The sequence below is a fragment of the Pseudomonas sp. COR18 genome (assembly GCF_048568395.1).
Taxonomy (GTDB): Bacteria; Pseudomonadota; Gammaproteobacteria; order Pseudomonadales; family Pseudomonadaceae; genus Aquipseudomonas; species Aquipseudomonas fuscovaginae_B.
Window position 1 is genome coordinate 3,162,295 of record NZ_CP183808.1, and the last position, 24,227, is coordinate 3,186,521.

The 24,227-nt window shown below is 63.4% G+C and carries 20 protein-coding genes and 1 pseudogene; 7 read left to right on the forward strand and 14 right to left on the reverse strand.

Going from position 1 to position 24,227, the window contains the following annotated elements; genetic code table 11:
- Position 1: 1 nt before the first annotated feature.
- The gene (locus ACM62G_RS14535; RefSeq protein ID WP_054064626.1) at positions 2 to 889 is read right to left on the reverse strand and encodes an acyltransferase; all 888 of its coding nucleotides are present in this window, start codon (positions 887 to 889) and stop codon (positions 2 to 4) included.
- 195 nt (positions 890 to 1,084) lie between these two features.
- On the opposite strand from ACM62G_RS14535, the gene ACM62G_RS14540 reads away from it, so the two are divergent.
- Complete coding sequence (locus ACM62G_RS14540; protein ID WP_054064627.1) at positions 1,085 to 1,585, forward strand: ATP-dependent zinc protease; 501 nt, start codon at positions 1,085 to 1,087, stop codon at positions 1,583 to 1,585.
- A gap of 187 nt (positions 1,586 to 1,772) precedes the next feature.
- Here ACM62G_RS14540 and ACM62G_RS14545 read toward each other — a convergent pair whose 3' ends face one another.
- Both ACM62G_RS14545 and ACM62G_RS14550 read right to left on the reverse strand, forming a co-directional pair.
- On the reverse strand, positions 1,773 to 2,831 hold the full coding sequence (locus ACM62G_RS14545; protein WP_419737370.1) for an RHS repeat-associated core domain-containing protein: 1,059 nt from the start codon (positions 2,829 to 2,831) through the stop codon (positions 1,773 to 1,775).
- Positions 2,832 to 2,886: 55 nt separating this feature from the next.
- Complete coding sequence (locus ACM62G_RS14550; RefSeq protein WP_273825836.1) at positions 2,887 to 3,981, reverse strand: RHS repeat-associated core domain-containing protein; 1,095 nt, start codon at positions 3,979 to 3,981, stop codon at positions 2,887 to 2,889.
- Positions 3,982 to 4,157: 176 nt separating this feature from the next.
- Here ACM62G_RS14550 and creB point away from each other — a divergent pair, with 176 nt between their 5' ends.
- The 4 genes from creB to ACM62G_RS14570 all read left to right on the forward strand — a co-directional run bounded on the left by creB (position 4,158) and on the right by ACM62G_RS14570 (position 7,847).
- Positions 4,158 to 4,838 (forward strand): two-component system response regulator CreB, encoded by a 681-nt coding sequence (gene creB, locus ACM62G_RS14555; protein WP_419737371.1) that lies wholly within the window; start codon positions 4,158 to 4,160, stop codon positions 4,836 to 4,838.
- Positions 4,838 to 6,256: a two-component system sensor histidine kinase CreC gene (gene creC, locus ACM62G_RS14560; protein ID WP_273825838.1), complete on the forward strand. Its 1,419-nt coding sequence runs from the start codon at positions 4,838 to 4,840 to the stop codon at positions 6,254 to 6,256. The genes creB and creC overlap by 1 nt, the downstream gene beginning before the upstream one ends.
- A gap of 87 nt (positions 6,257 to 6,343) precedes the next feature.
- Positions 6,344 to 7,717: a cell envelope integrity protein CreD gene (gene creD, locus ACM62G_RS14565; RefSeq protein WP_419737372.1), complete on the forward strand. Its 1,374-nt coding sequence runs from the start codon at positions 6,344 to 6,346 to the stop codon at positions 7,715 to 7,717.
- Positions 7,710 to 7,847, forward strand: a complete 138-nt coding sequence (locus tag ACM62G_RS14570; RefSeq protein ID WP_273825839.1) for a hypothetical protein — start codon at positions 7,710 to 7,712, stop codon at positions 7,845 to 7,847. The genes creD and ACM62G_RS14570 overlap by 8 nt, the downstream gene beginning before the upstream one ends.
- A 14-nt stretch (positions 7,848 to 7,861) precedes the next feature.
- Here the strand turns inward: ACM62G_RS14570 and ACM62G_RS14575 are convergent, their stop codons facing one another.
- The 8 genes from ACM62G_RS14575 to ACM62G_RS14610 all read right to left on the reverse strand — a co-directional run bounded on the left by ACM62G_RS14575 (position 7,862) and on the right by ACM62G_RS14610 (position 17,823).
- A complete protein-coding gene (locus ACM62G_RS14575) occupies positions 7,862 to 9,154 on the reverse strand; it encodes an MFS transporter (protein ID WP_273825840.1) in 1,293 nt (430 codons plus the stop codon).
- 332 nt (positions 9,155 to 9,486) lie between these two features.
- Positions 9,487 to 9,666 carry a hypothetical protein gene (locus ACM62G_RS14580; RefSeq protein ID WP_054064632.1) on the reverse strand — a complete coding sequence of 60 codons (180 nt, stop codon included), beginning with the start codon at positions 9,664 to 9,666 and terminating at the stop codon, positions 9,487 to 9,489.
- A complete protein-coding gene (locus ACM62G_RS14585; protein ID WP_419737373.1) occupies positions 9,663 to 10,787 on the reverse strand; it encodes a PepSY-associated TM helix domain-containing protein in 1,125 nt (374 codons plus the stop codon). The genes ACM62G_RS14580 and ACM62G_RS14585 overlap by 4 nt, the downstream gene beginning before the upstream one ends.
- Positions 10,788 to 10,848: 61 nt before the next feature.
- A complete protein-coding gene (locus ACM62G_RS14590) occupies positions 10,849 to 13,278 on the reverse strand; it encodes a TonB-dependent siderophore receptor (protein ID WP_419737374.1) in 2,430 nt (809 codons plus the stop codon).
- 201 nt (positions 13,279 to 13,479) lie between these two features.
- Positions 13,480 to 14,460, reverse strand: a complete 981-nt coding sequence (locus ACM62G_RS14595) for a FecR domain-containing protein (RefSeq protein ID WP_273825843.1) — start codon at positions 14,458 to 14,460, stop codon at positions 13,480 to 13,482.
- Positions 14,457 to 14,975: an RNA polymerase sigma factor gene (locus ACM62G_RS14600; RefSeq protein WP_419737375.1), complete on the reverse strand. Its 519-nt coding sequence runs from the start codon at positions 14,973 to 14,975 to the stop codon at positions 14,457 to 14,459. Before ACM62G_RS14600 ends, ACM62G_RS14595 begins: the two co-directional genes overlap by 4 nt.
- A 209-nt stretch (positions 14,976 to 15,184) precedes the next feature.
- Positions 15,185 to 15,892, reverse strand: a complete 708-nt coding sequence (locus tag ACM62G_RS14605) for a PolC-type DNA polymerase III (RefSeq protein ID WP_419737376.1) — start codon at positions 15,890 to 15,892, stop codon at positions 15,185 to 15,187.
- On the reverse strand, positions 15,889 to 17,823 hold the full coding sequence (locus ACM62G_RS14610; protein WP_419737377.1) for a putative nucleotidyltransferase substrate binding domain-containing protein: 1,935 nt from the start codon (positions 17,821 to 17,823) through the stop codon (positions 15,889 to 15,891). The genes ACM62G_RS14605 and ACM62G_RS14610 overlap by 4 nt, the downstream gene beginning before the upstream one ends.
- Positions 17,824 to 18,140: 317 nt before the next feature.
- On the opposite strand from ACM62G_RS14610, the gene ACM62G_RS14615 reads away from it, so the two are divergent.
- Positions 18,141 to 18,584 (forward strand): response regulator, encoded by a 444-nt coding sequence (locus tag ACM62G_RS14615; RefSeq protein ID WP_419737378.1) that lies wholly within the window; start codon positions 18,141 to 18,143, stop codon positions 18,582 to 18,584.
- A 113-nt stretch (positions 18,585 to 18,697) separates the two neighbouring features.
- On the opposite strand, the pseudogene ACM62G_RS14620 reads toward ACM62G_RS14615, so the two are convergent.
- A pseudogene (locus ACM62G_RS14620) lies at positions 18,698 to 20,874 on the reverse strand (malate synthase G).
- Between the two features lie 453 nt (positions 20,875 to 21,327).
- On the opposite strand from ACM62G_RS14620, the gene ACM62G_RS14625 reads away from it, so the two are divergent.
- Positions 21,328 to 21,846, forward strand: coding sequence for a glycine cleavage system protein R (locus tag ACM62G_RS14625; protein ID WP_054058343.1), 519 nt, complete (start codon positions 21,328 to 21,330; stop codon positions 21,844 to 21,846).
- Between the two features lie 216 nt (positions 21,847 to 22,062).
- On the opposite strand, the gene rarD is transcribed toward ACM62G_RS14625, so the two are convergent.
- Both rarD and ACM62G_RS14635 read right to left on the reverse strand, forming a co-directional pair.
- The gene (gene rarD, locus ACM62G_RS14630; protein ID WP_419737379.1) at positions 22,063 to 22,950 is read right to left on the reverse strand and encodes an EamA family transporter RarD; all 888 of its coding nucleotides are present in this window, start codon (positions 22,948 to 22,950) and stop codon (positions 22,063 to 22,065) included.
- A gap of 202 nt (positions 22,951 to 23,152) precedes the next feature.
- A complete protein-coding gene (locus tag ACM62G_RS14635; protein WP_419737380.1) occupies positions 23,153 to 24,127 on the reverse strand; it encodes a serine/threonine protein kinase in 975 nt (324 codons plus the stop codon).
- Positions 24,128 to 24,227 lie beyond the last annotated feature (100 nt).

The following is a 24,227-nucleotide window of genomic DNA, read 5'->3' on the forward strand; positions in this document are numbered from 1 at the left end:
TTCAGTCGCGCTCGCTGCGCAGGGCGGCGATGCGCTGGTCCTTCTCGCTCCAGAGCTGGTTGACCCAGTCCTGGACCCGCTTGCGCAGCACCGGGTCGTTCTCGTAGTCGCCCTGCCACAGGCTCGGGTCCATGGCGCGGGTGTGGAAGTCGATGATCACCTTGGGCACGTTGCCGCTGATCAGGTCCCAGAAACCGGGGATCTTCTCCTGTGGATAAACCACCGTGACATCGAGCACCGCGTCCAGCTGTTCGCCCATCGCGGCGAGGACGAAGGCCACGCCGCCGGCCTTGGGCTTGAGCAGATGCTGGAACGGCGAGGCCTGCTGCTGGCGCTTGGCCTCGCTGAAGCGGGTGCCTTCGAGGTAGTTGACCACGGTCACCGGCTGGCGCTTGAACAGCTCGCAGGCGGCCTTGGTGATTTCCAGGTCCTGGCCCTTGAGTTCCGGGTGCCTGTCGAGGAAGGCCTTGGAGTAGCGCTTCATGAACGGGTAGTCCAGCGCCCACCAGGCCAGGCCCAGGAATGGCACCCAGATCAGTTCCTTCTTGAGGAAGAACTTGAAGAACGGCGTGCGCCGGTTGAGCGACTGGATCAGCGCCGGAATGTCGACCCACGACTGGTGGTTGCACACCACCAGGTACGAAGTGTCGCGGCGCAGGCCATCGGCACCGCGAATGTCCCAGCGGGTGGGGATGCACAGGGAGAAGATCAGCTTGTCGATCTCGGCCCAGGTCTCGGCGATCCACATCACTGCCCAACTGGCGTAGTCGCGCAAACGGCCGGGCAGCACCAGCTTGAGCAGGGCGAACACCATCAGCGGGCCGAACAGCACCAGGGTGTTGAGCAGGAGCAGCAGCGTAACGAGGCTGCCGGTGAGCAGGCGGCGCATAAGGGAACTCTTTCAAGGGCGTGAGGGCGCGCCATCATAAAGCGGGGGCGGACAGACGCCAAATCCGCTGATCGACGAATGTTTCACGCACGATGTGCCAGGATGGCTGTCATTTAGCCGATTGTTCATGAACCAATGACGACGGTGCGGTCTAAACTGCTCGCCTCTGCGCGTCCACACAAAGGTACAGCCCAAGTGAAATCCGTTCTTGCCCTGTTGTCCCTCCTGGCCCTGCCGGTCATGGCCGCCGAGCCGACCCTCTACGGGCGCTACGAATACATCCGTCTGCCGGAGATCGGCCAGACCTTCAAGGCCAAGATGGACACCGGCGCGCTCACCGCGTCGCTGTCGGCCAAGGACATCGAGCTGTTCAAGCGTGACGGTGAGGACTGGGTGCGCTTCCGCCTCGGCACCGCTGACGCCGACAACAAGGTCTACGAGCACAAGGTCTCGCGCATCAGCAAGATCAAGACCCGTGCCGAGGAAGACGAGGACGGTGAAGCCGCCGACCCGAGCAAGCGCCCGGTGGTCGACCTGGAAATGTGCCTGGGCAACGTCAGGCGCACGGTGGAGGTCAACCTGACCAACCGCAGCAGCTTCAACTACCCGCTGTTGATCGGCGCCAAGGCCCTGCGCGAGTTCGGCGCGGCGGTGAATCCGGCGCGGCGGTATACGGCGGACAAGCCGGATTGTTGAGCCTGGTTCGAGTCAGCCAGCCGATCCAGCGGGTCGTAGTGATAGCGACACAGGAGGGTTTCGCGAGCAGAGGTCGGCATGGCGTAGTCTCCGTTCAGGGGCGAAATACTCTGCCGAGTGTTGGCTGTTTTCAGGCTCTTGCCTACTAGCAGAACCATCAGGTTCGTGGTGCAGTGAGTACGCAGATCTATAGATACGCCAGCACGACATCTTTTCGGCGATGCATCTGGCCGTGCCGAATAATTTCCAGTTTTCTGCTGACTCGCTGAAAGAGTTCTTGATCGTAGTCAGGATCGGTCGGACGGAGCGGGGTTGTGTCTGTTGCTTCTCTATAGGTGGGCGGCGCTATCTGAGTGCTGGATCGTGTCCTGCCGTGGTCGTAGTTTGAATGGGATTGATTGGGCCTGGTCGAGGAAGATGCCTGATTCCTTTGGGAAAATTGACTGTCGAGCATAGGCGCTGATTGTCCTGATGGGTGGGAACGCCGCTGTTCTGCGCTTATGCTGTAAATCGCGAAACGTTCAGAGTCGATGGGAACGGTCAAAGTATCGGGACCGGTTTGACGTGCTCCCAGAGGCCGGTCCAGGTTCACTGGCACGGGCGTGAATGCTTCTGCTGTCCCAACTGGTTGTGAAACTTGAGCTGTACCCGGCCGAGTCGTAAGGTGAGATCTTGAACGCCGTAGTCTTGATAGAAACTCGACGAATCCTGGAACATGCCCGGTCGGATCCTGCCTGTTGACCGGATCTCCCAAGCAGTACGCATAGGCATTCAACCCACCTTCCCCAAACGGACTCAAGTTGTCCGGACTGTTGAAACGCATCAACACCGGGTTGAATGCCCGGTAGCCATTGCCCAGCAGATAGTGCCCGGTCAGCGGATCTGGCCGTTCGCCGTTAAATCCGAGCAAGCTGAGCAATCCATTCTGCGGTGTGCGCTGCCCGTAGGCGGAATAGGCGCTGGGCTGCCGCTGCTGGGGGCTGAGGCAATGCAGGACCGAACCCTGGGTATCGGTGGCGAGCAGATGGCTTTCGCTGGCGTTTGCGTCCTGCCGGTGTTGTGCCAGCAGATGGTCGTCGTACTGGAACACACTGGTGCGAACCGTGCCCTGGATCTCGCTGGCCAGGCGGCTCTTGCAGTAGAAGCGCTGGACGCTGGCCTGGTCAACCGGTGAGCAGTCGGCCAGCCGGTCCAGTGGGTCGTAGTGATAGCGGCACAGAAGCGTGTTTCGGGGGATGGTTGACATCGGTCAGGCTCCTCCCAATGTTCAGCAGAGTGCGTCAATTTTCATTTTATGGCCATTATTCTAGTATTTGGGGATCTTGCGAATTAAATCCATCGAAGTATTTTTTATTAAAAGTTTTGAAACCTGGCAACTCGAGTTTTGGTGGAGACGGGGCTCGGAGTAAGTTAACGTTGGCGTGCAAGGCGACGTACCTGGAAAGTAATATATTCGCGCGATAAGCGTTTCCTGTGCTGCGCCTCTTTTTGCCGCTGGTTGAGAACCTTCCGTAGTAATCTTTTGTGGTTTGAAAGTGCTGTGCGTCAAGTCTTCCATCAGGGAGGTGGATGGCTTTTTGAATGCTTGGGTATTGGTCGAACCCATGTATTTCCTGTAAGGATTTGAATGCTGTCTTAAGGTCATCATTGCTGATGATTTCTGTGGTTGGCTCAAAATTAATTCGGTCTGTGAAAAATTTCTTGTTGCTGTCAATTGCTTGTGACTCCTTGAATACTTGTAGGCTTCTCTCGCTCCTGCGTGCTTTATATGCGGCTCTAAGGGCTGCCTCTTGATCACTTGTTTTTGGTGCTAAGGGGGGCTTCTTCCGAGGCTTGGGCGCCTTATAGGATGGGGGCGAACCCACATGCCCGCCAGGATCCACCAGATTCACTGGGTCTCCCTGGCAATAGGCATAGCTATTGAGCCCTCCCTCCCCGAATGGACTCAAACTGTCCGGACTGTTGAAACGCATCAACACCGGGTTGAATGCCCGGTAGCCATTGCCCAGCAGATAGTGCCCGGTCAGCGGATCTGGCCGTTCGCCGTTAAATCCGAGCAAGCTGAGCAATCCATTCTGCGGTGTGCGCTGTCCGTAGGCGGAATAGGCGCTGGGTTGCCGCTGCTGGGGGCTGAGGCAATGCAGGACCGAACCCTGGGTATCGGTGGCGAGCAGATGGCTTTCGCTGGCGTTTGCGTCCTGCCGGTGTTGTGCCAGCAGATGGTCGTCGTACTGGAACACACCGGTGCGAACCGTGCCCTGGATCTCGCTGGCCAGGCGGCTCTTGCAGTAGAAGCGCTGGACGCTGGCCTGGTCGACCGGTGAGCAGTCGGCCAGCCGATCCAGTGGGTCGTAGTGATAGCGGCACAGGAGGGTTTCGCGAGCAGAGGTCGGCATGGTGTGGACTCCGTCCAAGGGCGAAAATACTCTGTCGAGTGTTGGCTGTTTCCGGGCTCTTGCCTACTAGCAGAACTATCAGGCTCGCGCCCCTGCTCACAAAGCCAGCCCCTGCCGATTGACGGCGCGACACGCCTGCGGCACCGTTGCGCGATCACTCCCAGCGCTCGGACGCCATGCCCCATATCCTTATTGTCGAAGACGAAGCGGCGATTGCCGATACCCTGGTCTATGCCCTGCAGGGCGAGGGGTTCACCACCACCTGGCTGAACCTCGGCGCCGCCGCAGTGGAGTACCAGCGCACCACGCCGGCCGACCTGCTGATTCTCGATATCGGCCTGCCGGACATCAGCGGCTTCGAAGTCTGCAAGCAACTGCGGCGCTTCACCGAAGTGCCGGTGATCTTCCTCAGCGCCCGTGACGGCGAGATCGACCGGGTGGTGGGCCTGGAGATCGGCGCCGACGACTACGTGGTCAAGCCCTTCAGCCCGCGGGAAGTGGCAGCGCGGGTGCGGGCGATACTCAAGCGTGTGGTGCCCCAGGCGCCGGCGGCGGTGGTCGACGAGCGTTTCGTGGTCGATCACGAACGGGTGCAGATCAGTTACCGCGGCCAGGTCCTGAGCCTGACCCGCCATGAATTCCGCCTGCTCGCCTGCCTGCTGGAACAGCCCGAGCGGGTGTTCAGTCGCGAGCAACTGCTCGATGCCGTCGGGGTCGCGGCGGATGCCGGCTACGAGCGCAGCATCGACAGTCACATCAAGAGCCTGCGGGCCAAGCTGCGGCTGGTGGCCAGCGCGGCCGAACCGATCCAGACCCACCGCGGCCTGGGCTACAGCTACAGCCCGAGTCACAGCTGATGCCGCTGGGGCTGCGGATCTTCCTCGTCTACTTCCTGTTCGTCGGCCTGACCGGCTATTTCGTGCTGAGCACGGTGATGAAGGAAATCCGCCCCGGGGTGCGCCAGTCCACCGAGGAGACCCTGGTGGACACCGCCAACCTGCTGGCGGAAATCCTCCATGACGACGTCAAGTCCGGCACCCTCGGCCAGAGCCGCCTGCCCGAGGTGCTCAAGGCCTACGGCCAGCGCAAGCCGGCGGCGAACATCTGGGGCCTGCCGAAGAACCAGGTCAACCACCGCATCTATGTGACCGATGCCAAGGGCATCGTCCTGCTCGACTCTGCCGGGTTGGCCCTCGGCCAGGATTATTCGCGCTGGAACGACGTGTACCTGACCCTGCGTGGCGAGTACGGTGCGCGCTCGACCCGCTCCGATCCCGACGACCCGACTTCGTCGGTGATGCATGTCGGCGCGCCAATCACCGATCATGGGCAGATCATCGGCGTGGTCACTGTGGCCAAGCCCAATAGCTCGCTGCAGCCCTATGTCGATCGCACCGAGCATCGGCTGATTCTGTGGGGCGCCGGGTTGATCGCCCTGGGCCTGCTGTTCGGTGCACTGCTGTCCTGGTGGCTGAGCGCGGCCCTGCGCCGCCTGACCGCCTATGCCCAGGCGGTCAGCGAAGGCCGACGTGCCGAGCTGCCGCATTATCGCGGCGGAGAAATGGAGCAGTTGGCCAATGCCGTGGAACACATGCGCACACAACTGGAAGGCAAGGCCTACGTCGAGCGCTATGTGCATACCCTGACCCACGAACTGAAAAGCCCGCTGGCGGCGATCCGTGGGGCTGCGGAGCTTTTGCACGGCGAGATGCCGGACGCCCAGCGCGAGCGTTTCGTCGGCAATATCGAGAACGAAAGTGCGCGGATGCAGCAGTTGATCGAACGGCTGCTGAACCTGGCGCTGGTGGAGCAGCGCCAGGTGTTGGAAGAGCAGGTCGAGGTGCCGCTGGCGGCATTGGTCGACGACGTGCTGCAGGCCCAGGCCGCCCGTATCGAGCGGGCCGGCTTGCAGATCGAACGCCGGATCGCTGCGCACGTCAGCGTGTTCGGCGAGCGTTTCCTGCTGCGCCAGGCCATCGGCAACCTGCTGGAGAACGCCCTGGACTTCACCCCGGCTGGCGGGACGATCCGCTTCGCCGCTGAGCGCGAGGGACAGCTGTTGCGGTTCAGCCTGTTCAACCAGGCCGAGGCGATTCCCGACTACGCCCTGCCACGCCTGAGCGAACGTTTCTACTCGCTGCCGCGCCCGCAGAGCGGCCGCAAGAGCACCGGGCTGGGGCTGAACTTCGTCGAGGAAGTGGTGAAGCTGCACGGTGGCGAACTGCGGATCGGTAATGTCGAGGGTGGGGTCGAGGTGACGTTGCGCCTGCCCTGAATCTCCACACAGTCTCCACATGGGCTCCATCAACGCCCCATAAGGAGGCTCCAGACTCTCTCCCATTCCAATCAGGGAGAGAGACCCATGAACCGCAGTCTGGCAATAAAATTCGGGGCGATTGCCCTGCTGATGCTGTTGTTGCTGATCCCGTTGATGATGATCGACGGCTTGATCAGCGAGCGGCAGTACCTGCGTGACGGTGTCCTGGAAGATATCGCCCGCAGTTCCAGCAACAGCCAGTTGATCAGCGGTCCGGTGCTGGTGGTGCCCTATCGCCAGACGGTGCGCGAGTGGAAGACCGACGCCAAGGGCAAGCGTACCCAGGAGAGCAAGGAAGTCAGCGGGCGGCTGTACCTGCTGCCGGAGCGTTTCGCCCTCGATGGCAAGGTCCAGACCGAGCGCCGTGCGCGCGGGATCTATGAGGCGCGGCTGTTTCACGCCAATAACCATATCAGCGGCACCTTCGTCGTGCCGCCACAGTTGGGCATCGACGAGGGTTTCGCCGATTACCGCTTCGACGAGCCCTATCTCGCGGTCGGTATCAGCGATATCCGGGGTATCGAGAACGCCCTGACGCTGCAGTTGGGCGACCGGCAACTGGAGTTCATGCCGGGAACCCAGGTGAGCTGGCTGGGCGATGGTGTGCATGTGAACCTGCCGCGGGTCGACGGTCGGCTGCAGCAGCGCCTGGACTTCGAGTTCGACCTGGCGCTGCAGGGCACCGGCCAGTTGCAGGTGATTCCGGTGGGCAAGACCAGCAACGTGCACCTGGCCGCCGACTGGCCGCACCCGAGCTTCATCGGCAACTACCTGCCGACCCAGCGTGAAGTGGGCGAACAGGGCTTCACGGCCAACTGGCAGACCTCGTTCTTCTCCACCAACCTGCATGAAACGATGGGCAATTGTGTGGACACCAACGATTGCGAGGCTTTCAAGTCCCGCAGTTTCGGGGTGAGCCTGATCGATCCGGTGGATCAGTACCTGAAGTCCGATCGGGCGATCAAATATGCATTGCTGTTTATCGCCCTGACGTTCGCCGGTTTCTTCCTGTTCGAAGTGCTCAAGCGTTTGGCGGTGCACCCGATCCAGTACGCCCTGGTGGGCGTGGCGCTGGCACTGTTCTACCTGCTGTTGCTGTCGTTGTCGGAGCACCTGGGGTTCGGCCTGGCGTATCTGGTGTCGGCGGGGGCCTGTGTCGGTCTGATCGGTTTCTATGCCTGCCACGTGTTGCGCAGCCTGGGGCATGGGCTGGGTTTTGCGCTGGCGCTGGCCGCGCTCTACGGCCTGCTGTACGGATTGTTGAGCGCCGAGGACTATGCATTGCTGATGGGCTCGCTGCTGCTGTTCGGCCTGCTCGGCGTGTTCATGGTGCTGACCCGCAAGCTGGACTGGTACGGGGTTGGTTTGGCGAAGGGGGGCGATGACCTGCCGGTCGCCGGCGAGGTGGCCCATGAGTAGGTCACTGGGGTTGCGCGAGGACCAGCAGTGGGGGATGGAGCTGGCACGGCTTATCCGCGAAGGCGCCCTTGAAATGGCCAAGAGCTTCGCGGCGGTTCGGCGCCCCGAACCGCCGCGAACAGGCCCTTGAGCCTCACATGAGGGCTACGCCGTGGCGGGAGTGCCGCTCAGCGTCGGTTCATTCGGCGCCGGCTTGAGCGGCCGGGCCACGTTCCACACCAGCAGCGCGGCGACGATGTCGAAGATCGCCAGCACCACGAACAGTGGGCTGTAGCCGACCTTGGTGACCATGATGCCCAGCAGCATGGTGAACAGGGCCGCGCCGAAGTAGCCGAACATGCCGCCGACCCCGGTGGCGGTGGCCACTTCGTTCTTGCCGAAGGAGTCGGAGGTGATCGCGTACAACGCGCCCGACAGGGTCTGATGGGCAAAGCCGCCGACACAGAGCAGGGCGATGGCGGTGTAGGGGCTCTCCACCAGGCCGATGCAGGCCGGGCCGATCATGCAGCTGCAGCCGAGGAACATCACCATCTTGCGCGAGGTGAACAGGCTGACCTTCAGGTGCTTGTGGAAGAACGGGCTCAGGTAGCCGCCGAGGATACAGCCGAGGTCGGCAGCGAGGAACGGCAACCAGGCGAACATCGCGATTTCCTTGATGTTCATGTGCCGTTCGGTCATCAGGTACAGCGGAATCCAGGCGTTGAAGGTCTGCCAGGCCGGTTCGGAGAGAAAACGCGCGCTGGCGATGGCGAAGAAGTTGCGGCTGATGACGACTTTCTTCCAACTGCCCTTTTTCGGGGTGGCGTCCTTGAAGTGCTCTTCCTGGCCACTGAGGATGTAGTCGCGCTCGGTGTCGCTCAGGCGCTTCTGGTCCCGCGGGTGCTTGTACAGCCACAGCCAGGTCAGGCTCCAGACGATGCCCAGGGCGCCAACGATGATGAACGCCAGTTGCCAGCCGCTTTGCAGGATCGCCCAGACCACCAGCGGCGGTGCCAGCAGTGCACCGAAGGACGAGCCGATGTTGAACCAGCCGATGGCGACGGAGCGCTCCTTGGCCGGGAACCACTCGGTGGTGGTCTTGACCGCCGCCGGCAGGCCGGCGGCCTCGGTAACGCCGAGCAGGCCGCGCACGAACGCCAGGCCCTGCCAGCCGCTGGCCAGGGCCGCCGCCGCGCAGGCCAGGGACCAGGCGATAGCGAAAATCGCGAAGCCCAGCTTGGTACCGATGGCGTCGACGATGTAGCCGGCGATCGGCTGCATCAGCGCATAGCCGATCTGCCAGGCGACGACGATATGCGAGTACTGCTCGGTGGAAACGCTCATCTCGCTCATCAGCGTCGGTGCGGCCACCGACAGCGTGTTGCGAGCCAGGTAGTTGACCATCAGGCCACAGGTGACCAGGCCGATCATCCACCAGCGGATGCCTTTGATTTTCATCACTTCACCCTTGTTGTTTTTGGAGTCGAGGGAGTGCGCAGCGCCCCGCGTTCGAACGGCAAGCCGGTTCACGAGGGGCATCAGGAGGGCGGCGAATGGGCCGGGTGTGCAAGGCGCAGGGGCCTGCCGAGGAAGCAATGAGTCCGATCATTTGCGTTGACACTCTTTGAATTATTTTTATTGGAGCGAATTTGTTTCGTTGTATGTCGTCGTATGACTTGTGCCTTTATAAGGAGTGTCGAGAGTGGATGTCAATTGGGATTTCAATAAAAAAGCGCCTCTTGGGGTTTTTGACCCGTGGGCGCTTCTGATGTTGTCGTATGACTCGGCGGTCAGCGGCGTCGCAGCAGAGCCTGGATGCCGATGAGGGTTGGCACGCCCAGGCCCAGCCAGCTCAGCGTGTCCCACAGGCCGTCGCCGAGCAGGGCGGTGAACAGGCCGGCGGCCGTGAGCACGGCGATCAGCAGCGGGATGGCGAAGACCTTCCAGAAACTCGACACTCGCGGTTTCATCGGCTGGTCTCCGTCGTCACGGTGGCCCTGGCGTGGCGGCGGACCCACCACAGGTACAGGCCGCTGCCGAGCACGATGATGGTCAGCACGTCGAGCAGGGCCCAGAGGATCTTCATCGGCAGGCCGCCGTAGTCGCCGAAGTGCAGCGGCTGCGACATGCCCATCGCGTCCATGTACCAGGGCCTTTCGGCCACTGCGGTGACCTGCAGGTTGCTGGCGTCGATCAGCACTGGCGTCAGCAGGTGCGAGGTCAGGTGGCTGGCGCCCTTCATGAACACCGCGTAGTGGTGTTCGCTGGAGAAGCGTGTGCCGGGGAAGGCGATGAAGTCCGGTTGCATGCCGGGCGCGGTCTGTTCGGCGATCTTCAGCAGCTCGCTGGCCGGTGCGCGGAGGGTCAGTGGCGGGGCGTTGCGGTAGGGCTCGACCATGGCGGCGAGGCTTTCGTTGCGCCAGGCATCGATGATCAGGTCGGCGCAGGCGCTGATCACACCGGTGATGCCGACCACCAGGCACCAGGTCAGCGTGACGATGCCGATCAGGTTGTGCAGGTCGAGCCAGCGCAGGCGCGTGGACTTGTCCAGGCGCACGCTGGCGAACTTCAGGCGGCGCATGAACGGCAGGTACAGCACCGTGCCGGAGATCAGTGCCAGTACGAACAGCACGCCCATGAACGCCAGCAGCAGCTTGCCGGGCAGGCCGGCGAACATGTCGACGTGCAGGCGCAGCAGGAACAGCGTCAGCCCGCCGTTCGCCGCCGGTGTTTCCAGCGCCTCGCCGGTGCGGGCGTCGAGCAGGAAGGAATGGGACGAGTTGGGTTCGGTGCCGGCGGTGGCGGCCATGATCGCGATCACCCCGTTCGGGTCATCGTCGTCCCAGGCCAGGTACTGCATGGCTTCGCCAGGGCGATGGGCCTGGGCGGCCTGGACCAGTTGCTCCAGGTTCAGCCGTGGAGTGTCGGCGGGCATCTGCCGCAGCTCGGGTTCGTTGCCCAGCAGATGATCGATTTCATGGTGGAAGACCAGCGGCAGCCCGGTCAGTGCCAGCATCAGCAGGAACAGGGTGCAGATCAGGCTGGTCCAGGTGTGGATGAAGGACCAGCGGCGGATGGTTTGGCTTTTCATGGCTTTCCCAAATGCGAAAGGGTCACGGTTGCCCGTGACCCTTGTTTCAACGCCTGGCGGTTTACCACTTGTAATTCACGCTGGCGACCACACTGCGCTGGTCGCCGTAGTAGCAGTAGTAGCTGTCGCAGGTGGACAGGTATTCCTTGTCGAACAGGTTGGTGGCCTTGACCGCCACGGTGGCGCCCTTGAGGGCGTTGTCCACGCGGCCCAGGTCGTAATGGACCGAGGCGTCGAACACCGTGTAGGCGTCGGCCTTGCCCAGCCAGGTGTTGGCCTGGTCGCCATAGGTGTTGCCGGTGTAGCGGGCGCCGGCGCCAATGCCGAAGCCGTCGAGCAGGCCGCTGTGCCAGGTGTAGTCGGTCCACAGCGAGGCCTGCTGCTCGGGCATCCGTTGCAGGCGGTTGCCCTTGTAGAGGCCTTTCTGTACTTCGGACTTGGACAGGGTGTAGCTGGCGATCAGCTTGAGGTTCTCGGTCACGTCGGAGGTCGCTTCCAGTTCCAGACCCTTGACCTTCACTTCGCCGGTCTGGCTGGTGACCGAGACATTCCCGACCATGTCGGTGACCTGGACGTTTTTCTGGGTCAGGTCGTAGACCGCGGCGGTGAGCAGGGTGTTGCTGCCTGGCGGCTGGTATTTCACGCCCAGTTCCCATTGCCTGCCTTCGGTCGGCTTGAAGGTTTCGGTGGGCGAAGCGCTGGCGTTGCTGGCCGGTTGGAACGACTCGGCGTACGACAGGTAGGGCACCACGCCCGAGTCGAACACGTAGCTGATTGCCGCGTTGCCGGTGAACGCCTTGTCACGCTGGGTGTTGGTGACGTCGTTCTTGTTGAAGTAGGTGGTGCCGCTGTGGACCCAGTCCTCACGACCGCCGAGGGTCAGGCGCCATTGGTCCAGGGCCATCTGGTCCTGGATGTACAGGCCGGTCTGGTTGGTTTTCTGGTTGTAGTCGTAGTAGGCGGTGGAACGTGCCGGACGGGTGATCGCCAACCCGTAGGTCGGGTTGTTCACGTTGATACCGGGCGCGCTGCCGAAGATCGAGGTGTAGGTGGTATCGCTGCGCTGGTGGTCCAGGCCGAGCAGCAGGGTGTGGGCGATGTCGCCGGTGTTGAAATTGCCCTGCAGGTTGTTGTCGACGGCGATCTGGCCGATGTTCTCGTCGGTGCTGGTGGTGGTGCGCGAAGACAGGTTGCCCTGGTCATCCACCAGCCCATAGGGATAGGAAGTGGGTGTGATGGCCTGGAAGTGCAGCTCGGACTTGGTATAACGCAGGTTCTGGCGGAACTGCCAGGTGTCGTTGAAGCGGTGCTCGAAGGCGTAGCCCAGCGAGTAGTACGTGCGGTCGTAGTATTCCCAGTTCGGGTCGCCGAGGTTCTTGTCGCGGGAGATGTTGCCAAATGGCATCTTGATCTTGGTGCCCTGGATCGGCCGGAACTGGCTGGTCATCCCGGTATCGTCGCGGGTGAACTGCGACAGCAGGGTCAGCCGGGTGTCGGGATCGATGTTCCAGGTCAGGCTGGGGGCGATGTTGTAGCGCTTGTCGTCGATCTTTTCGATCTGGGTACCGCCGTCGCGCACCACGCCGCTGAGGTTATAGAGGAACTGGCCGTCGTCATCGATCTTGCCGGTGCTGGCGAAGTTGATCTGGCGATGGTTATCGGTGCCGTACTGCACTTCGATTTCATGGCTGGCTTCGGCGCTGGGGCGACGGCTGACCATGTCGATCAGGCCGCCTGGCGGGGTCTGGCCGTAGACCGAGGAGGCCGGGCCGCGCAGCAGGGCGACGCGATCGAGGTTCCAGGTTTCCATCTTCGGGTTGGCATACACGCCCTTGGGCAGGGGCAGACCATCGAGGAACTGGGTCGGTTCGAAACCGCGCACCAGCAGCCAGTCGGCGCGGCTGTCGCTGCCGAAGCTGCTGGCGACGATGCCCGGCATGTAGCGTACGGCGTCGTCGAGGTTCTGCACGTTGCGCTGTTTCATCTGCTCGCGGGTCGCCACGGAGATCGAGCGTGGCGCCTCGACCAGCGCGGTGTCGGTCTTGGTGCCGGCTGCGGTGCGGGTGGCCACGTAGCCTTCGACCGGGCCCCAGGCGCTTTCTCCAGTGCCCTGGCCGGTGATATTGGTTTCCGGCAGGGCCAGCGCGCCAGTGGTGACAGGGACCAGGGTATAGGTCCCGGCACCGCTCTGCACCAGTTGCAGGCCGGTGCCGTTCAATGCGGCATGCAGGGCGCCGAGTGTGTCGAACTGGCCCTGGACCGGTGCCGAGGTCTTGCCGGCGGCCAGGGCCGGGTCAAGGCTCAACACCACGCCCGCCTGGCTGGCGATCTGGCTCAGCACGGCGCCCAATGGGCCGGCCGGCAGGTTGTAGGCGCGCACGCTGGAGGCCTGTTCGGCGGCGATCAGCATCGGGCTGAGCAGCGGCGTGCCGAGAGCGATGGCGGCGGCCAGGAGACTGGGGCGGAGCAGGGTATCGAGCGTGCGGGACATGGGCGGATTCCTGAATGGAAATGTTTCTCACTGCCTATGGGCCGGACGAGATTCGAAAAGTGATAGGGCTGATTGAAAATAATTTAGATTCACGTCGGCACTCAGGATGAACACTGTCCTCCCGTGGGGACAGGTGCGGGGCATTCCGTGGCCGGTGAGGGGGATGATCGTTCCCGGATGGGAACGATCAGGTGTCTGCATTCAGGGCTTGGTATCGGCCTTGGCCTGCACCGTCACCCACCACTGCGTGTGTCGCTCGATCTGCACCGGCAGGGTCGGCAGCAGCGCGGTCAGCGCCAGGTCGGTGTCGTGCAGCGGGAAGCTGCCGGTGATCCGCAGGTCGGCGACTTTCGGGTCGACGCCGAGGTGGCCGCGGCGGTAGCGGCCCAGTTCGTCGAGCATGTCCGCCAGGCGCACGTTGTCCACCACCAGCATGCCGCGGGTCCAGGCGTCGGCGCCGGGGGCCAGGGTTTGCAGCGGGCCCAGGCGGTCGTGCTGCATCAGCACCTGCTGGCCTTCACGGAGGATCTGCTCGTCAGGCTGCGACTCGGGACGGGCGGCCACTGCCGATTGCAGGACGCTCAGGCGCGTGCCCCGGTCTTCGCGCTTGACCAGGAAGCGCGTGCCCAGAGCGCGCATGCGCCCGTCGCCGGTCTCGACGATAAACGGACGGGCATCGCCATGGCCGGTCTCGATGAGGATTTCGCCGTCACGCAACACGACCCGGCGGGTCTTCTCGTCGAAACGCACATCCAGCGCACTGTGGGTGTTGAGCTGGATGACAGTGCCATCGGCCAGGTGCAGGGTACGCTGCTCGCCGGTGGCGGTGCGCTGGTCGGCCAGCCAGTAGTCGATCGGCAGGAAGCGGTTGCCCAGCAGCAGGGCCAGGCCGCAGGCCAGCGCCACGCTTGCCAGGCCGCTGCCGAGCTTGCGCATCCGCCGGTGCGCACCGTCACGGGATTTCAGCAGGGCGCTGCGGGCCGGCGCGCTGGTGCCGCTGAAACGCTGGTCGAGCATGCCCAACTGGCTCCAGGCCCGGGCGTGTTCCTCGTCGGCCGCGTGCCATTTCTCGAACTCGGCCTGTTCCACGGCACTGTGGCCGCTGCCCTCCAGGCACAGTTGCCAGGCAATGGCGGCATCGAGGACGCGGGCCGATACCGGTTTGTGACTGAACGGGTTCATGTCGGCTCGCCATACAGTGCGATGTAGCACTGACGAATGCCCTGGGCCAGGTACTGGCGTACGCGGGGCACCGAGACGCCGAGTTTTTCTGCAATTTCGGCGTGGCCCAGGCCGTCGAGGCGGTTGTAGAGGAAGGCTGCGCGGGCCTTGCTCGACAGCTTGCCGAGCATCTGGTCGATGGCCTTGAGGTCCTCGAGGATCGACTGCTGTTCTTCCAGGGACGGCTGTTCGTGCTCCGGCAGCAGCATCAGTTCGTTGAGGTAGGCCTGTTCCAGGGCCGCCCGGCGGAAATGGTCGAACAGCAGGCCCTTGGCAATCGCCACCAGGAACGCCTTGGGTTCGCGGGGAGCCCTGAGTTCGTCCCGTCCGAGCAGGCGCACGAAAGTGTCCTGGCTCAGGTCCTCGGCGCGTTGCGGGCAGGCAATGTTGCGCCGCAGCCATGCCAGCAGCCAGCTGCGATGGTCGCGATACAAGGCGCCAACAAGCTCATGGTGCGGGCTTCGGACTGACGACACGGGATTACCGACAGGAAGTTTAAATTAACGAGAATTATTCGCGATTGTGTCAGGGTGCCGGGAAAGGTGCAATGGCTGCTGGTCGGATTGCCATCATGCGGGTGTGGTCGTCAGAGCCGGCCTCTTCGCCGATGGAGCCGGCTCCCACAGTGCCACCGTCGCTCGCAGGATTAATGCACGGCGTGAGAAGAAGAATACGCCGCGTCGCGTCAGAAGGACGGTACCTGCTGCCGTCGCTTCCACTGGCCCAGCCGCTGTTGCAGGGCCAGCGGACTGTCCAGTTGCTGCCGCCGTGCCCGGCTGAACAGGATCAGCGCCAGCTCGGCGGTGGCCAGGGCATCGGCGCTGGCGTGGTGGCGCTCCTCGACCTGCAACTGGAAGTGGCCGATCCAGTCGTCCAGCCCGGCCTCCCGAAAATGCGCCTGGGGGCACAGCAGCGGGGCCAGGTCGGCGATATCGAGAAACGGGTGCTGCAGGCGATAGCCCAGGCTTTCCTTCAGTGCGCGGCAAAGCATGTGCTGGTCGAAGGGGGCATGGAACGCCAGCAGCGGACTGTCACCCACGAACGCCATGAAATCCAGCAGTGCCTCGACCGGGTCGCTGCCGGCCGCCAGTGCGCTGGGTCCCAAGCCGTGGATCAGCACACTGGGGCTGACGGTCCGCTCGGTGCGTTGCAAGGTCCGTTCGAACGACTGGCCCAGGTCGATGGCGCCATCCTCGATCGCCACCGCGCCAATCGAGATTACCTGGTCGCGGTTCAGGTTGAGCCCGGTGGTTTCCAGGTCGACCACGACCCAGCGTTGTTCACGCAGCGAGCATTCGCCCAGCGGTGCCGCTGCCGAGAGCCGTTGCAGGCGCTCCTGTTGCCCGGCATCGAGCTGTGGCGCGTTGGCCCTGAACCAGGAGAACAGGCTCATAGCTGATACCGCAGGGTCAGGCTGGCTTGCAGGCGCTGGGCCTGGCGCAGCGATTCGCGCAGGATGCGCCGGTCCAGGTGATTGAGGCTCTCCGGATCGACCCGGTTGGAGTAGGGCAGGTTGCTGCGGGTCTGCAATTGATGCTGCTGCATGCGTGTCTGCTGGATGAAGTGATAGGCCTCTTCATAGGCGGCACCGTCGAGCGGGTCGATCACTTCGCGGGCCACCAGCTGTTGCAGGCGTTCCAGGGTATTGTTGGCCTCGATGCCGTTGGCCAGCGCCAGCAGGCGGGCGCCGTCGACGAAAGGCGTCAGGCCCTGGATCTTCAGGTCGAGGGTGGCCTTGTCGTTGCCCTTGCGGCTGAGCACGAACTCGCGGAAACGCCCCACCGGTGGGCGGTTGCGCAAGGCGTTCTCGGCCATCATGCGCTGGAACAGGCGATTGTCGGCGACCTGGGCCAGAATGCCCTGGCGCAGTTGCTGGCAGGCCTGCTCTGCGCCCCAGACCACCCGCAGGTCGAAGTAGATGCTCGAACCCAGCAGGTTTTCCGGGGTGGCCTCGCGAATGAAGGCGGCGAAGCGCCGGGCCCATTCGGCGCGGGAAAGGCACAGCTCGGGGTTGCCGGCCATGATGTTGCCCTTGCACAGGCTGAAGCCGCACAGCGCCAGGCTCTGGTTGATCTGCTGGGCCAGCGGCAGCAGCTTGCCGCGGATCTCGGCGGCATGCGCGGCGTCGCGGGCCTCGAAGAGGATGCCGTTGTCCTGGTCGGTGTGCAGGGTCTGTTCGCGGCGGCCCTCGCTGCCGAAGCACAGCCAACTGAACGGTACGCCCGGGTCGCCGCGCTCGGCCAGGGTCAGTTCGATCACCCGGCACACCGTGTGGTCGTTGAGCAGGGTGATGATGTGGGTGATCTGGGTCGAGGAGGCGCCGTGGGCGAGCATGCGTTCGACCAGTTGGCCGATCTCGCCGCGTATCGCCACCAGGTTTTCCACCCGGGCGGCCGTGCGGATGGTACGGGCCAGGTGCACCAGGTCGACCCGTTGCAGGGAAAACAGGTCGCGCTCGGACACCACGCCGCACAGCCGCTGGTCCTTCACCAGGCAGACATGGGCGATATGCCGCTGGGTCATGGCGATCGCCGCGTCGAAGGCGCTGTGCTCCGGGCTCAGGGCGAAGGGGGCCTGGGTCATGTGCCGCTCGATGACCTGGTTGAAGTCGCTGACGCCATCGGCGACCACCTGGCGCAGGTCGCGCAGGGTGAAGATACCCAGCGGAGTCTTGTTCTCATCGACCACCACGATGCTGCCGACCTGCTGCTCGTGCATCAGGCTGACCGCTTCGCGCAATGGCGTGAGCGGGCCGCAGGTGACCGGATGGCGCATGGCCAACTCGCCCAGCCGGCTATTGAGCGAGTACTGGGTGCCGAGGGTTTCCACGGCCTTCTGCTGCACCTGCTGGTTGACCTGGTCGAGCAGGCTGCTGACGCAGCGCAGGGCGAAGTTGCGGAAACAGTCGGAGAGCGAGAACAGCTTGATGAACGCCGGCTTGTTCAGTTGCAGGCAGAAGGTGTCTTCGCCCGCCAGGTGCTCGGTGCGGGTCGCGCGTTCGCCCAGCAGCGCGGCGAGGGGGAAGCATTCGCCGGTTGCGATTTCGAAGACGGTCTGGGTGCCACCCTTGGCCGTGTGCGGGCGTTCGCCGACGATGCGCCCCTGCTTGACGATATAGAAGTGCTCCACCGGGCCGTCGGCGGGTTTGATGATGCTCTCGCCCTGGCTGTAGAAGCGCAGCTGGCACTGCTCGACCAGGTAGGCCAGGTGGGCGTGTTCCATCTGGTTGAAGGGGGGGAAACGTTGCAGGAACTGCATGGTGCCGTGGATGTTTTGCAACACCGCGGTCTTCCCTGCCTGGGTGAAGGCATCCGCTTTGCTCATAACCGCTATCGCTGTTGTCCGTTGTTGTTATCGGTTTCTGTCGCGAGCTGTCGCTGTGTTCACCCATGGTCGGACGCTTGTTGGCGGGTGCCCATTGGACGTAAGTCTAGGGTCCGAAGGAAATATTCCTGATCTCCGCAGGGCCAGCACCAGGGTGGCCCCGTCAGTTTGGGAAATAACCTACAGTTAACTCGTCACGTTCTTGATGCTGAACCTCTTGGAAAACTTTCCGACGAAGTGCACATTGAGCAGCCGTAGAGCGATGTCTGAGCACAGTGCCAGGGTATTTGGATGGCCAAGGGAAGCCAGAGAAGCGTATGACCGACCACGATATTTTGAGCGATGACGAGCGTGAGGCGTTACTTGAGGTGATGCATGCTCCCCAGTTGCCAGCGCAACGTGTGCTGATCGTCGATGACGACCAGGACGCCCGCGAGCTGTTGTCGGAGATTTTTGCCATCAATGGGATCAATTGCCTGACCGCCGCCAGTGGCAGCGCGGCGTTCGACTTGCTGCAGGGCAACCGTTCCATCGGCCTGATGATCACCGACCTGCGCATGGCCGATGATGGCCTGGACCTGATCCGCAAGGTGCGCAGCTCGGAGCGCGCGGCGCTGCCGATCATCATCGTGTCCGGCAATGCCCAGGTGCGCGATGCCATCGATGCCATGCACCTGAGCGTGGTGGATTTCCTGCTCAAGCCGATCAATGCCGACCATCTGCTGAAGCTGGCCCGGCGCGAGCTGGGCATGGTGGCCTGATCGGCACTGGGGCCGCCCGCGAATGGGCCGGTGACCGGGGTAGGCTGGCGAGCCCGGAAATGAAAAAGCCCTGACCGTTCCGGCCAGGGCTTTTTCGTTGCGCTAGCGCGTGATTACAGGCCGTTGCGGGCCTTGAACTCGCGGCGGCGGCGGTGCAGCACCGGCTCGGTGTAGCCGTTCGGTTGCTTGGTCCCTTCGATCACCAGCTCGACTGCCGCCTGGAAGGCGATGTTGCTGTCGAAGTCCGGTGCCAGCGGACGGTACAGTGCGTCGCCGGCGTTCTGCCGGTCAACCACCGGTGCCATGCGCTTGAGGCTTTCCAGCACCTGGGCTTCGCTGACGATGCCGTGGCGTAGCCAGTTGGCGATGTGCTGGCTGGAGATGCGCAGGGTTGCGCGGTCTTCCATCAGCCCGACGTCGTTGATGTCCGGCACTTTCGAGCAGCCGACGCCCTGGTCGATCCAGCGCACCACGTAGCCGAGGATGCCCTGGGCGTTGTTGTCCAGCTCGTTGCGGATCTCCTCGGCCGACCAGTGGGTGTCGCTCGCCAGCGGGATGCTCAGGATGTCGTCCACCGACGCGCGCGCGCGTTTGGCCAGTTCGGCCTGGCGGGCGAACACGTCGACCTTGTGGTAGTGCAGCGCATGCAGCGCGGCCGCGGTCGGCGACGGAACCCAGGCGGTGTTGGCACCGGCCAGTGGGTGGGCGATCTTCTGTTCGAGCATCGCCGCCATCAGGTCGGGCATGGCCCACATGCCCTTGCCGATCTGCGCGCGGCCTTGCAGACCGGTGCTCAGGCCGATGTCGACGTTCCAGTTCTCGTAGGCGCCGATCCACTTCTCGGCCTTCATGGCAGCCTTGCGCACCATCGCGCCGGCTTCCATGGAGGTGTGGATTTCGTCGCCGGTACGGTCGAGGAAGCCGGTGTTGATGAACACCACGCGCTCGCTGGCGGCCTTGATGCAGGCCTTGAGGTTGACCGTGGTGCGGCGCTCCTCGTCCATGATGCCGACCTTGAGGGTGTTGCGCGGCAGATTCAGCACTTCCTCGATGCGCCCGAACAGCTCGTTGGTGAACGCCACTTCCTCGGGGCCGTGCATTTTCGGCTTGACGATGTAGATCGAGCCGGTGCGGCTGTTGCGGCGCACGGTGTTGCCGTTGAGGTTGTGGATCGCCGCGAGGCTGGTGACCAGGCCGTCGAGGATGCCTTCGGGCACTTCGTTGCCCTGGCTGTCGAGGATCGCGTCGATGGTCATCAGGTGACCGACGTTGCGCACGAACAGCAGCGAGCGGCCGTGCAGGCTCAGTTCGCTGCCGTCGACCGCGGTGTAGCGGCGATCGGCGTTCATGGTACGGGTGAAGGTGGTGCCGCCCTTGGCGACTTCTTCCGCCAGGTCGCCCTTCATCAGGCCGAGCCAGTTGCGGTAGATCACCACCTTGTCATCGGCATCGACGGCGGCAACCGAGTCTTCGCAGTCCATGATGGTGGTCAGCGCGGCCTCCATCAGCACGTCCTTCACGCCGGCGGCGTCGGTCTGGCCGATGGGGCTGGTGGCGTCGATCTGGATTTCGAAGTGCAGGCCGTTGTTCTTCAGCAGGATTGCGCTCGGCTTCTCGGCAGCGCCCTGGAAGCCGATCAACTGGGCATCGTTGCGCAGGCCGCTGTTGCTGCCGCCCTTGAGGGCGACCACCAGCTTGCCGGCGACGATGCTGTAGCCGGTGGCATCGACATGGGAACCTGCGGCCAGGGGGCGGCTTCATCGAGGAAGGCGCGGGCGAAGGCGATGACCTTGTCGCCGCGGACCTTGTTGTAGCCCTTGCCCTTTTCCGCGCCACCGGCTTCGCTGATGGCGTCGGTGCCGTAGAGGGCGTCATACAGCGAACCCCAGCGGGCGTTCGAGGCGTTGAGGGCGAAACGGGCGTTCATCACCGGGACGACCAGCTGCGGGCCGGCGGTACGGGCGATCTCGTCGTCGACATTCTGGGTGGTGGCCTGGAAATCCGCCGCTTCTGGCAGCAGGTAGCCAATGTCTTGCAGGAAGGCTTTGTAAGCCACGGCGTCGTGGGCCTGGCCGGCTCTCGACTGGTGCCAGGCGTCGATGCGGGCCTGGAAATCATCGCGTTTGGCGAGTAGGGCTTTGTTCTTCGGTGCCAGGTCGTGGATGACCTTGTCGGCACCGGCCCAGAACTGGTCCGCAGTCAGACCGGTGCCGGGAATGGCTTCGTTGTTCACGAAGTCGAACAGGACTCTGGCGACCCGAAGGCCACCGACTTGAACGTGTTCAGTCATTGCTTGCCTCACTCTGCTCAGCTATTCAGCTCTTCTATTTAAAGCCTTGCGTGCTTCTCTAAACACAGTACCAGAACATGCCCTCGCGGACGGCTGGGCTGGCCCCGCCAACCTTGGCCGGTGGGGCTTTCCGTGATTTCACAGGCACTCGGGCGAACATCCATCCAAGGTTATGTAGTGCGCGCTGGGGCATACTACATGATGCATTGCGGTTGTGAAAATCAGACTAAATACGTCGTTCTGCGACCAATCGGTTCTGTCTGGTCACGCAGCAGGTCTAGATGTTCTCAAGAAATGCATGGGTTGTTCCATAAAAATCTGAAAATGGTACACAATTTGTTGTCTGCGATTGGATATGCACGGTGGAGCGCTTCCTGAATGTGAAAGCGCCAGCCCGGTCATCGCCTGGCTCATTGCCTATACTGGATCGATGAACCGCCAGAGGGCTGCCCCGTGGACCATCTCGTACTGACTGTATTCGCCCCGGACAAGGCCGGCCAGGTCGAACGGATCGCCCAATGCATCGCCGCCCACGGCGGCAACTGGCTGGAAAGCCGCCTGTCGCGACTGGCCGGGCAGTTCGCCGGGATCCTGCGCATCGGCGTGCCGGCCGAAGCCCACGATGAACTGATCGAAGCCCTGCAGGCACTCTCCAGCCAGGGTATCCGCGTGCTGATCGCCGAAAGCGGCATCGAGCAGTCCTGCACCTGGAAACCCATCGCCATGGAACTGGTGGGCAACGACCGCCCCGGCATCGTCCGTGATATCACCCGCCTGCTCAGCGAGCAGGGCGTCAATCTCGAACGGTTGGTGACCGATGTCCGCCCGGCGCCGATGAGCAGTGAGCCGCTGTTTCACGCCGAAGCGATTCTGGCGGTGCCGTTGACCCTGTCCCTGGAGGGCCTGCAGGCGAGCCTGGAAGCCCTGGCCGACGACCTGATGGTGGAGCTGGTACTGCGCAGTGAAGGCTGAACCGGTTTATCCAAGTTAACCGGGGACGGGCCTGTGGATAAGCTGGGGAGACACGGCGCCCGGCCAGGTGGGCCGTGGCTTACCGAGAGTTGAGCAAAAAACGAGCAGTTTCAAGGGCTTGTGCACAAACGACGTGGACCGGCTTGTGGATAACCTTGGGATGGAAGCCTGCAGCCCTTGCGGATCGGGGCTTGCAGGCGTCTGTACGTTTTCTGATCAGCCGCGTTTGCGCAGGCTGAGCCAGATATCCACGCTGTAGACCACCAGGCCCGCCCAGATGAACATGAAGGCGGTCAGGGTGCTGGATGACAGGTGCTCGTCGAACAGCAGCACGGCCTCCATCAATACCAGCGTTGGCGCCAGGTATTGCAGGAAGCCCAGGGTGGTGTAGGGCAGGTGGCGGGCGGCGGCGTTGAAGCTGACCAGCGGCACCAGCGTGACCGGGCCGGCGGCCACCAGCCACCAGGACTGGGGGCTGCTCCAGAACTCCAGATGGACACTGCTCGCTTGCGGATGCAACAGCAGCCAGCCCACGGCCAGCGGCACCAGCATCCAGGTTTCCACCACCAGGCCGGGTAGCGCCTGGACCGGTGCCTGCTTGCGGATCAGGCCGTAGAAGCCGAAGGTCAGCGCCAGTGCCAGCGAGACCCAGGGCAGGCTGCCGACCTGCCACACCTGCTGGGCCACGCCGATGGCCGCCAGGCCCACTGCGATCCACTGCAGGCGGCGCAGGCGCTCACCCAGCAGCAACATTCCCAGCAGCACGTTGACCAGCGGGTTGATGTAGTAGCCGAGGCTGGCTTCGAGCATGCGCCCGTTGTTCACCGACCAGACGTAGGTCAGCCAGTTGGCCGCGATCAGCGTGCCGCTCAGCGCCAGGATCGCCAGGCGGCGCGGATTCTCGCGCAGTTCGCGCCACCAGCCCGGATGTTTCCAGGCGGCCAGCAGCAGGCTGCCGAACAGGGCCGACCAGAGCACGCGGTGGATGATGATCTCCACCGCAGGCACGGCGGCGATGATCTTGAAGTAGATCGGGAACAGGCCCCAGATGATGTAGGCGGTGAGGCCGAGGATGTACCCGCGGCGCGGGTTGGCGGCTTGCATGCAAAGTCCTTGCTTGGGCTGCTGACAGAGGAGCGATTGTAAGGAGATTTATGGCGTTGTGGTGCTGGCACCACGGATCCGTTGTGGGAGCGGGCTGGCTCGCGATTGCGTCGTGGCATTGAGCGATGGTGCCGGCTGATGCGCCGCTTTCGCGAGCAGGCCCGCTGCCACACGGGTCGCGGGTTGCTTGTCGGTATGTCGATCAGAAGAGCTTCAGCGGTTCTTCATTCAACGCCGCCAATTGCTCGCGCAACGCCAGGACCTGGTCGCCCCAGTAGCGTTCGCTGCCGAACCACGGAAAGCTGCGTGGAAACGCCGGGTCGTCCCAGCGCCGTGCCAGCCAGGCGCTGTAGTGCATCAGGCGCAGGGCACGCAGCGGTTCGATCAGCGCCAGTTCGCGGGGATCGAAGTCGTGGAACTCGCTGTAGCCCTCGACCAGTTCCGACAGTTGGCCGAGACATTCCTGGCGGTCGCCGGCGAGCATCATCCACAGGTCCTGGACCGCCGGGCCCATGCGGCAGTCGTCGAGGTCGACGATGTGGAACACCTCGTCGCGACACATCATGTTGCCGGGGTGGCAGTCGCCATGCAGGCGGATGTTGCGGTGCGGGGTTTCGCGGCAGAGCTGTTCCACCCGTTTGAGCAGGTCACGGGCCACCGACTCGTAGGCCGGCAACAGGCTGCCGGGGATGAAGCCGCCTTCGAGCAGGGTGGTCAGCGCGTCATGACCGAAGTTCTGCACGCCGAGGGCTTCGCGGTGCTCGAACGGGCGGGTGGCGCCGACCGCGTGCAGGCGGCCCAGCAGTTGGCCGAGGCGGTAGAGCTGGTCGAGATTGCCCGGCTCCGGGGCCCGCCCGCCGCGCCGTGGGAACAGGGCGAAGCGGAAGCCCTGGTGTTCGAACAGGCTTTCGCCGTTGTGTTGCAGCGGCGCGACCACCGGCACTTCGCAGTCGGCCAGTTCGAAGGTGAAACGGTGTTCCTCGAGGATCGCGGCGTCGGTCCAGCGCTGTGGACGATAGAACTTGGCGATCAGCGGTTCGCTGTCTTCGATGCCGACCTGATAGACGCGGTTTTCATAGCTGTTGAGCGCCAGTACCCGGGCATCGCTGAGAAAGCTGAGGCTTTCCACGGCGTCGAGTACCAGGTCGGGGGTGAGGGTATCAAACGGATGGGACATGTTGGCTCCTGCGCGCAGCAGGTTGCCGCGTCCGGCCAGGCATCTTAGCGCACTGGGGAGCGCAATGGTGTGGGCGGTCAGGGCATCTTCGCGGGCAAGC